At 61.5% G+C, this 9,114-nt stretch carries 10 protein-coding genes; 4 read left to right on the forward strand and 6 right to left on the reverse strand.

The window, feature by feature from the left end; all coding sequences use genetic code 11:
- The coding region (locus PF446_RS01000; protein WP_298068813.1) for a hypothetical protein at positions 1–346 on the reverse strand (346 nt) is incomplete at its 3' end.
- Positions 347–422: 76 nt separating this feature from the next.
- On the reverse strand, positions 423–1,154 hold the full coding sequence (locus PF446_RS01005) for an SDR family NAD(P)-dependent oxidoreductase (RefSeq protein ID WP_298068815.1): 732 nt from the start codon (positions 1,152–1,154) through the stop codon (positions 423–425).
- A gap of 165 nt (positions 1,155–1,319) precedes the next feature.
- Between PF446_RS01005 and PF446_RS01010 the strand changes: the two genes are divergently transcribed.
- The 3 genes from PF446_RS01010 (at position 1,320) to PF446_RS01020 (ending at position 4,040) form a co-directional block, all read left to right on the forward strand.
- Positions 1,320–2,429, forward strand: a complete 1,110-nt coding sequence (locus tag PF446_RS01010) for a GAF domain-containing protein (protein WP_298068817.1) — start codon at positions 1,320–1,322, stop codon at positions 2,427–2,429.
- Positions 2,430–2,441: 12 nt separating this feature from the next.
- Positions 2,442–2,963 (forward strand): GGDEF domain-containing protein, encoded by a 522-nt coding sequence (locus tag PF446_RS01015; protein ID WP_298068819.1) that lies wholly within the window; start codon positions 2,442–2,444, stop codon positions 2,961–2,963.
- A gap of 177 nt (positions 2,964–3,140) precedes the next feature.
- On the forward strand, positions 3,141–4,040 hold the full coding sequence (locus PF446_RS01020; protein WP_298068821.1) for a pseudouridine synthase: 900 nt from the start codon (positions 3,141–3,143) through the stop codon (positions 4,038–4,040).
- Positions 4,041–4,174: 134 nt separating this feature from the next.
- Here the strand turns inward: PF446_RS01020 and PF446_RS01025 are convergent, their stop codons facing one another.
- The 4 genes from PF446_RS01025 to PF446_RS01040 all read right to left on the reverse strand — a co-directional run bounded on the left by PF446_RS01025 (position 4,175) and on the right by PF446_RS01040 (position 7,088).
- Positions 4,175–4,501 carry a hypothetical protein gene (locus tag PF446_RS01025; protein WP_298068823.1) on the reverse strand — a complete coding sequence of 109 codons (327 nt, stop codon included), beginning with the start codon at positions 4,499–4,501 and terminating at the stop codon, positions 4,175–4,177.
- 95 nt (positions 4,502–4,596) lie between these two features.
- Positions 4,597–5,418: a PRC-barrel domain-containing protein gene (locus PF446_RS01030; protein ID WP_298068824.1), complete on the reverse strand. Its 822-nt coding sequence runs from the start codon at positions 5,416–5,418 to the stop codon at positions 4,597–4,599.
- 466 nt (positions 5,419–5,884) lie between these two features.
- On the reverse strand, positions 5,885–6,439 hold the full coding sequence (locus tag PF446_RS01035) for a hypothetical protein (protein ID WP_298068826.1): 555 nt from the start codon (positions 6,437–6,439) through the stop codon (positions 5,885–5,887).
- 247 nt (positions 6,440–6,686) lie between these two features.
- Positions 6,687–7,088 (reverse strand): hypothetical protein, encoded by a 402-nt coding sequence (locus PF446_RS01040; RefSeq protein ID WP_298068828.1) that lies wholly within the window; start codon positions 7,086–7,088, stop codon positions 6,687–6,689.
- A 737-nt stretch (positions 7,089–7,825) separates the two neighbouring features.
- Here PF446_RS01040 and PF446_RS01045 point away from each other — a divergent pair.
- Positions 7,826–9,114 (forward strand): NAD-dependent succinate-semialdehyde dehydrogenase (locus tag PF446_RS01045; protein WP_298068830.1); only part of this gene is annotated, 1,289 nt, incomplete at its 3' end.

Here is a 9,114-nt window from a genome sequence, read left to right on the forward strand (position 1 = left end):
GGCCCCCTGTTTTGTTGACCGCATATTTTACAGCCGACAACTTGTCGACCTGCGCTCCCCTGGGTCCCGGTGGCCTGTTGCTCGAACAGCCGCTGCACCTTGGGCGCCTGCAGTGCGAATTACCGGCGCGCGTCAGCGTTCGCCGGGTGTGACCCGGCGGCTTGAAGTCGCGCAGCTCCGGATCGCCGCTGAAGACCAGACCCGGTGCACCGATGCGCTTGAGCAGGATGTCCCAGATGCTGGCGATCAGCAGGTTGATCTTGTGGGTGCGCCAGGCCGAAGGCCTCGCGTGCAACACGAGCGCGCGCGAAAAGAACACCAGGAACTGCGGTGAATTGAATACCACGACCACCCCTCATGGTCCTGGCAATTTCTTTTTATACGCCTGGCCGCTTTCAAAGGCATCGACGCGGCGCGTGCCGCTACTTCGTCACGGAGACCGTCTTGCCCATCTCGGTGCGGGCTTGCAGCAGTTCGCAGATGGCGCGCGCGGCCGTCTCGGGGTCCTGCACCACGCCGCTGGCCTTGGCGCCGCGGAACATCTCGCTGGGCCGAAACCGCGCAGGATCCTTGGCGCGTGCGATCTTCTGCATGTCGGACTCGACCATGCCCGGATTGATGGCCGCGATCTCGAAACCGTGCGACTGGTCCGCCTGTTCCTGGCCCAGGCATTGACTGAACATCGACAGGGCCGCCTTGGTCGAGCAGTACAGTGCCATGTCGGGAAACGCCATCTGCGCGGCACCCGAGGTCATGAAGGCCACCTTCTTGCGCAGCTCCAGCCCACCGAAAAAGGCCATGAAACGCGCCGTGAGCAGCATCGGCGCGGTCAGGTTCACCGCTACATGCTGGCGGATGTCATCGGCGATGCACGCTTCGATCGCGCACGCCGGCTCCACCAGGGCAGCATTGTGGAACAGACACAGCAGCTCGATGCGGTCATCGTCCAGATCCTCCTTGACGCCCTCAAGCATCGTCTCGATCCAGTCGGTGTCGGCCAGACTGCCCAGCACCTGCCGGTAGCCGGGCTTCCCGTCCAGCGGGGACGGCGTCCGCGAAATGCCAACCACCCGGTTTCCCGTGGCCAGCAGCCGGGCCGCGACGGCCTGGCCGATGCCGCGCGAGGTCCCCGTGATGAGGTAGATGCCTTTCATGGTTTGCTCCTGGCTTGATTTGAATGAACCAACTCCGATCCCTTTTCCACAAGCGGAGTCCGATACCCTTCATACTATCCTCGTAGTCGCTCGCTTCCATCATGGGGCAAGGTCCGGAACAATTCGTGGACCGGAAGCGGGATGCTTGAGCGAGGATGGCAAGGGGTGACGTCGAACAAATCCGCAACAGGCGACAACCATCGCGAGCGTTTCTACCGCAGCGTTGCAGAGACGCTGGCGCTGCTGCATGCAGCATCCGGACGGGATCGCGTGCATGCGATGGCGGAAGTTGCCCGGGTACTGGCCAGCACCATGCAACTGCCGCTGGTCTGGATCGGGCGCGTCGCTCCGGGATTGGACGACATCGACGTGATCGCGGTGTCGGGCCGGGCCGCCGCCTACACCGAATCGTTGCGCCAGACACCGGTGGGTGGCCAACCGCGTCACGCCGGTCCCCTGCGCTTGGCGTTACGTGATCGACAGCCCCGTTTCGCCGTGATCGAGGCGCCCGAGTTCGCACCCTGGCGTGTACGGGCACAACGTTTTGGCCTGGTCGCGATCATCGCCGCGGCGACCCATACGAAGGACGGCGGGCGGCTGACGCTGGCCGCCTATCCCGAGGATGCCAGCTGGGCCGACGACCATGACTTCACCGACTGGGCCCAGCGCCTGGTCGTGGAGCTGGCGCGATTCTGGGACGACCAGGCACTGCTGGAACGTACCCAGCGCATCAACCGCTACCGCGATGCGCAACGGCGCATCCAGCGCGCACTGCTGGAGCAGCCCTACCCCGAAGCGGTCTATCGTTCGCTCGCCAACGCGCTGGTCGATGTCGCCGGCGCGGCGGCGGTGTCTGTGTTCGCCGTCGATGGGCAGGAACCCCTGTTGCGCCGGGTGGCCCTTGCTGGTCCGCATGCCGATGCCATGCGGGCACTTCCGCCGTTGCCGCGGCACGCTGAGGGCCCCGTGATCTATACGCCGACCCGTGCGTTCATGGGCGGACGTCCGGTCGTGCGGATGCGACCCTCCGAGCACTCGGATATCGCAGCGGCATGGAAGCGTGACGAGCTGAAGGATCTCGGTGCGCTGGGCTGCTGGCCGATCTTCGCCGATTCGCGCCGACAGGCCGCCGGCGTATTTGCCGTGGTCACAGAGGAGACCGATGCATTCGACCACGAGATGTGGACGCTCCTGGACGAGATTGCCGAAGCCACTGGGCTGGCGTTGCGCCAGCACGAGCAACGCGCTGCGCTGGCGTACGAGCGCGAGCGGTAGACCTACTTTGCGTTGCACGACTCATTGACTGACCTGCCGAACCGGCGTGCACTCGAACATCATATGGACGAGGCGATCAAGCGAGCCAACCGCAGTGGCCAGCGGTTGGCCGTCGGCATGCTCGATCTGGATGACTTCAAGCCAGTCAATGACCGCTATGGTCATGCCGTCGGTGATCGCGTGCTCGTCATCGTCGCCGCGCGACTGCGCGAGGCGCTTCGCGAAAGCGACTACGTGGCACGTCTCGGTGGCGACGAATTCGTTCTTGTGCTGGAGGGCCTGGAGCACGAGCGCGACCTGGACGTGCTGCTGAAGCACGTCTGCAACGCATTGCGTGCGCCGCTCGGCGTCGACGGTCTGCAGTTCGAGCTGTCGGCCAGCATCGGGGTCGCGCAGTATCCGGGCGAAAACCATGACACCGGTGACCTGCTGCTGCGTCGTGCAGACCAGGCGATGTACGCGGCCAAGTCGCACAAACGTGACCGTGAACAGTGGTGGTTGCTGTCGGCCGGCGATCCAGGACAAGGAAACTGAGAGGGACGCAATGAGCGGGCCCATTGAATCAGGGAAGCTCGGCCGAACATCGATTCAAGTGTTCCATGCACCGTTTTTGTTGGCTCCGTCAAGGGCTCCCAGTTATTGCTGTCGGCCCGTTATGGTAGACGTGGAAAAGCGCTCCGGCCGCCTTTGCCCCTCACGCTGACGTCCTTGATGCATCCACATCGACACAAACCACCCAAACCACCCGGCGCCAGCACGGTGCATCTTTCGCCGGGCGACGGGACCACGGTGTTGGAGTGCCTGTGTTCGCGCTTCCCCGCCGTATCACGGGACGTATGGCGCGAGCGCATGCGTCGCGGACGGGTGCTGGATGCCGCAGGGGAGCCGCTTGCCGTGGATGCGCCCTCCCGCGAGGGCCTGCGCGTGCATTACTTTCGCGAAGTGGCCCACGAGCCACGCATTCCGGTGACCGAAACGGTGCTGCATGCCGATGCGCACCTGCTGGTGGTGGACAAGCCGCATTTTCTGCCGGTGATGCCTGCGGGACGATTCCTCAAGGAGACCTTGCTGTGGCGCCTGCGACATCGCCTGGGTCATGCCGACCTGATGCCGTTGCATCGCATCGATCGGGCCACGGCCGGCCTGGTGCTGTTTTCCGTCGACCCGTCCAGCCGCGCTGCGTATCAGGCGCTGTTTCGCGAGCGCCGTATCGTGAAGACCTATGAGGCGCTGGCGCCGCCGCTGCGCCAGATTGCGTTACCGCAGGTGTACCGCTCGCGGCTGGTGCGTGGCGAGCCGTTCTTCCGCATGCGTGAAGACGAGGGTCAAGCCAACAGCGAAACGCACGTGGCCGTGCTTGAGCGCGGCCGGGACCTGTGGCGCTACGCGTTGACACCGGTCACGGGCCGCACCCACCAGTTGCGGGTGCACATGGCCGCGCTGGGAGCACCGATCCTGCATGATCGTTGGTACCCGCAACTGCAGCCCGAGACAGACGATGACCACGCCCGACCGCTGCAACTGCTGGCGCGCACGCTGGAGTTTGTCGATCCCTTGAGTGGCCGCCCCCGGGTCTGGCACAGCCAGCGGCAATTACTGCACATGGCATGAGGGAACCCATCGCCACCGGCCGAATTAAATACGGGGGCTGCGAAATGGTGACCCCGTTATTTTCGAAACCTTCGCCCAAGTTGAACCTGCCGCCAGACTCGCTTTGGTCCCGTTGCCCATTGCTTGAGTCACCATCAGCACTTGAACCCCTGGCAGTTCCGAACTAGCGTCTCGTTCGACGTCGAAAACATACTCGCCATTGCCGACGCCCCCCACCACGCCTGCGGATGCGTGCGCAGATCGGCGACGTCCTGGTCCAGGTTCGAGATCTCGCCGTTGTCCAGGATCAGGTCTTCGTTCGTCCACCGGCGCCTATAGCGCACCACGTCATGTGTGGCCCAAGCCGCGTTGTCGTCGTAGACGGTCTGCTTCGCTGCTGCCTCGTCGCCGGGCAGTGCGGCCATGGCGGACAGTGCGTAACCGGCAAGCGCGGCTAACAGGATGCTCCGGACCAGCTTCATGGAGCGAGCCTCCGGACTCTGGACAAAGGGACGGAGGTAGTTGATTGGGTATGCCTACCCCCTCCCCTTCTCGCCTGTTTCGCCGCGTGCCGCGCCTATCGAGGGGCAGAAATCCTTACCCGATCCGGGTCATATCCCAAACCGTCCACGTGACTGTAGTGAGCCCAGATTTCCGATTCCATGCGGCTGTCCGGGACATTCGCCGGGTCGTAGGTCGGCGCATCCTTCACCGCCTGCCGCGTCATCTTGACCGATACGGTTTTTTCCGACCAGTTCACGTCCTCGAACCACTCCGGGGCAATGAGCACCTGGTGCCCAAGCCACCAATTGCTCGTGTCGACAATGAGATAGCGAATGGCCCATGAGGCTTCGTCGACCAACATGCCTGCCACGCGACCGATGTCCTCATCGCTCGCCCGAATGTGGTACCCCATGACCTCATTGCAACCGCGCAGGTGGGGATCACCTTGATGTTGCTTTGATTCCTCTGGCGGTGAGGGGGGGTCAAGCCGCGGCTCGACGACAACAGGTGTCGATGTAAACTCCGGCATCATCATTCTTGGATACATGCCACTGCCCCAGAGTCCCGTGCCTGCCCAATATTGCGCATAGCCGAAATGACTGAGGTAATCCGTCTCCTCTTGTCGCGAGACCGGCAGCTGGGTATCGATGTCAGGGCTTGTTTCCACCTGTTCCATCGATATGGCAACGGGTAGATTCCTGTCGGTTTCGTTCGGCTGTCCGACGGCGATCGGGGAGATCAGGACGTTCCGGTGCGTCAGCCATGTTCCCGTTTCGACAACAAGATAGCGGATGACCCACTTGGCGTCATCAAAGTAGAAATCCTTCACATGACCGATGTCACCGTCGGTTGCGCGGATAGCGTAGCCCTCAAGATCCTTGATGCTGCGTAGCATGTGCACGTCTCCTCGTCAGCGCCGACACCAGGCGTCGACGGATGCATGAAGCGGGAATGGAATGAATCGCAGCGAATTGCCCCATGCGTTCTCATCAGCACGCGGGCAGGCCGACTGGCTGCACGGCTTGCCAGATAGCGCGAGTCCTGCAAAGCGTTTGCGACATACTGGCGCCTGCCTGCACGACGGTCGGTTCGGTAACGTACAGTCCAATACAGCGACTGGGTCCCTGAGGTTTTGCGCCGGGACAACGTCGTACAGTTGCAGCCGAGTGAACCGCCCTGGGTTTCCCGGAGGCTCCAACTCTTGAGAGGATGGAGCGATGGAACCCAGGAAGAAGCCCCCGAAGTATTCCCCTAAGGTCCGCGATCGGTTGATGCGGATGGCGTTCTGAAAACGGTGACAGGTTCACATACAGATGTTTGTGTTCGGTAGCGAAGTCGGGTCACAAAAACAGGGGTCATGATCAGGCGACAACAGGTGGCCGGCGCATGCCCGGTATCAGGGTGAACGCCATGCCGATCACCAGCAGGGCGTCCATGGTGGCCAGCTCCCACGTATTGCCGGGCAGCGGCTTGAGCACCATGTCGGCCACGACCAGCAGCAGGATCACGTAATCGAAGCGTGCAATCGTCAGCAGATTTTCGGCCAAAGGCACCAGACCCGGATGGTCCTTGCCCATTTCGGCACCCATGGCCGACAGCTTCTCGGCGCGCGGCTTGATCAGCAGTATCCCGTTGAGGAAGGTCGCGGCAAAACCCACCAGCCCGAGATTCACCCACAACAGGGAAAACTCCCCGCCGATCCAGGCGGCGGCGGCTCCGAACATGACGGTGAGCAGCGAAAACGGCACGAACAGCGGCGGCCCCAGGAGTGCCACGATGTCCACGACCGCCATCACGCCACTGGACCCGTGTTTGCGGCGTGCGATCTCCGCTGCATACAGCAGTGTGAATCCCCCGCCAACCCAGACGATGGCGAAGAAAACATGCAACAGTTCAATCAGCGCATACCCGTTCATTGATGTACCCCTCCCAAGACAAACATATCCTTGCGGACCCGACGGACCGGCATGGTGCGCACGGATCCATCCGTCTCAAGCCCCCAACATGCTCCCTCCCGACGCACGGGGTCTCGAAATTGAATGCACTTGACCGCGTTTTTTCGCACCCGGCCTTTTTACCAAACGACTGCAATTGAACCTGGACCCATTTTCAGGAACATAGATCCAATTCCCTGTGGGGTCTTTTTGATTGGTTCTGGCCACGTCATTTTCCTTCATGGGTTTGCTGGGCCTCGAAAACCCGTCTCAACGCCGGATCCAATACATCGACTTGTCTCTTGCGCTGCATGAATGCGCGCTGCCCGGGGGGTAACTGGCAATTACGCGACAGGGTATCGGCCTGTTCCGACGTCACTGCCTGCACGTTCTGCACATTGACCACAACCGCAAGCGTATCGCCCAGGGGCGCCAAGGCGTCACATATCCGTTGGATGGAGCCCATGGTGCGATAGCGCGCTCCTGCAACCATCACGATCAGGTTCGTACGATCCAGCCAGACCACGCCCCGCACCCCTTCAAGCGGCTCAATCGCCACGCGGGCAGCCTCGTGGTTGATCGGGCGGGACGGATCAGGGATGCGCATGGCGCGTATCAGGTCCTTGCGCATTGCATCCGATTGCGCACGCACAGCCTGCGTGTTCCCGCTTGCAGCGGCTGCCTGCATGGCGAGGATATGACCGGCCATGACGACCGGATTGCTGCTTTGGCCGGATGCACCGGTAAGGCGTGGGGTGTCCCTCGGCGCTGGGTCCGGCGTCTGTGTGCATCCACTTGGCAGTACGACCAACAGCAGCCAGACACAAAGCAGCCCAACCCATGAACACGCGAGACCATGGCGCATGCGATGGCAAGGCACAGATGTTGCGCTGTTCGGTCTATCGATCACGGCGCGAACCATGCCGCCCCCTTTTTTCTGTAGCGACTGCCGCAAGTGGCCATGCACATGCCGCGGCGATAAGGCTCGGGACTGCGATCAGGTGGAAGTGCAGCATGCCGATCTCCCCCGCAGAGAATGCAAACCGGCAAGCGGTGCTCATGCCGTTGGCTCCACATACGCATGGTACGCAAGATTGAGCTGCAAGGGGACCCGACTTCAAGTGAACAAAGTGAGCCGAAAGGGGACGGCATGAGCTGGCCCTCCGAAAGGGCTCGGAGGCCATGAAGTCAATTTAATTCCCTACATCCCCCCTTTTTCTCTTTTTGACGCTGAAGCCCAGGAGCCTGACTTTTCTGACAAGCAGCGGTGATCGTTCGTTATCGAACAGATAGATCCGTCCAACGGCCTGATAATGCATCGAGGTTAGCGCCGACCGCGTTTCCCAATCAGACCCGGAAGGAGCGACCATGTCGACCATCACCACCATTAATCCTGCGACCGAAAAAGAAATTCAGACCTACGAAATCATGACCGAAAAGCAGGCGACGGACCGGCTTGAGGCCTGCCATGCAGCGTTTTTGCAATGGCGCGAACTGAGCCATCAGGAACGGGCCCCCTATCTCAAGAAGATCGGCCAAAAATTGCGCGACAATGCCGATGAGTTGGCTGCCTTGATGACCAACGAAACCGGCAAACTCCTGAAGGACGGACGCGTTGAGGTCGAGCTCTGTGCAGCGATCTTTGATTTCACCGCTGAAAACGGACCCGCCGCGCTGGCCGATGAGGAGCGTGCGCAGGGTATCAACGGAAAGCGCGGCGTCGTCAGCTATCAGCCCATTGGCGTCATCTATTCGATCCAGCCCTGGAACTTTCCCATCTACCAACCGGTTCGCGTGCTGGCGGCAAACCTGATGGTCGGTAACGGCTGTGTTCTGAAACACGCCAGCATCTGCACCGGATCTGGCCTGCGTTTGCGTGAATTATGCATTGAGGCTGGCCTGCCCGAGGACCTGTTCCAGGTTATCGTGATCGACCATGACACCAGCGATAAGCTGATCGTCCACCCCAAAATTCGTGGTGTCACGCTGACCGGCAGCGACGGGGCCGGGCGACACATCGGTGCGGTAGCCGCCAAGGCGTTGAAGAAAACCGTCCTCGAACTGGGCTCGAATGACGCCTACCTCGTGCTCGAGGATGCCGACATTGAAACGGCGGTGAAATTCTCGGTTATGGGGCGGCTTTACAACAACGGAGAGACCTGCATTTCCGCCAAGCGCTTCATCGTGACCGACAAGGTCTATGACGCCTTTGTCGATGCCTTCGTCGCTCAAATGAAAGACATCGTCATGGGCGATCCCACGCACAAGGATAGCCAGCTTGGGCCACTTTCAAGCCAGGAGCAGTTTGATACGGTCAAACAACAGGTGGACACCAGCGTCGCCAAGGGTGCAAAGATCCTCTGCGGCGGCGAAGTACCTGACCGCACGGGTGCCTTTTATCCCGCCACGGTGCTGGCCGACCTCGCGCCCGGCATGCCCGCCTTCGACGATGAAATCTTCGGACCTGTCGCATCCATCATCCGCGCCAGGGATGACGAGGACGCCATGCGACTGGCGAATGAAAGCCGCTATGGTCTGGGCGGCGGAATCTTTTCAAAGGACGAGGAACGTGCCCTCAAGCTGGCCCGCGATTACTTCGACACGGGCATGATCCGCATCAATTCGTTCGGGGCTGCTGATCCGAATATGCCCTTTGG

The organism is Oleiagrimonas sp. (assembly GCF_027858935.1).
Classification (GTDB): Bacteria; Pseudomonadota; Gammaproteobacteria; order Xanthomonadales; family Rhodanobacteraceae; genus Oleiagrimonas.

Excerpts from the sequence above, each read along its gene's own strand:
- PF446_RS01030 (WP_298068824.1), bottom strand. The coding sequence starts at position 5,418 with ATGCTACGCAGCATCAAGGATCTTGAGGGCTACGCTATCCGCGCAACC.
- PF446_RS01025 (WP_298068823.1), bottom strand. The coding sequence starts at position 4,501 with ATGAAGCTGGTCCGGAGCATCCTGTTAGCCGCGCTTGCCGGTTACGCA.
- PF446_RS01020 (WP_298068821.1), top strand. The coding sequence starts at position 3,141 with ATGCATCCACATCGACACAAACCACCCAAACCACCCGGCGCCAGCACG.
- PF446_RS01035 (WP_298068826.1), bottom strand. The coding sequence starts at position 6,439 with ATGAACGGGTATGCGCTGATTGAACTGTTGCATGTTTTCTTCGCCATC.
- PF446_RS01040 (WP_298068828.1), bottom strand. The coding sequence starts at position 7,088 with ATGCGCAAGGACCTGATACGCGCCATGCGCATCCCTGATCCGTCCCGC.
- PF446_RS01005 (WP_298068815.1), bottom strand. The coding sequence starts at position 1,154 with ATGAAAGGCATCTACCTCATCACGGGGACCTCGCGCGGCATCGGCCAG.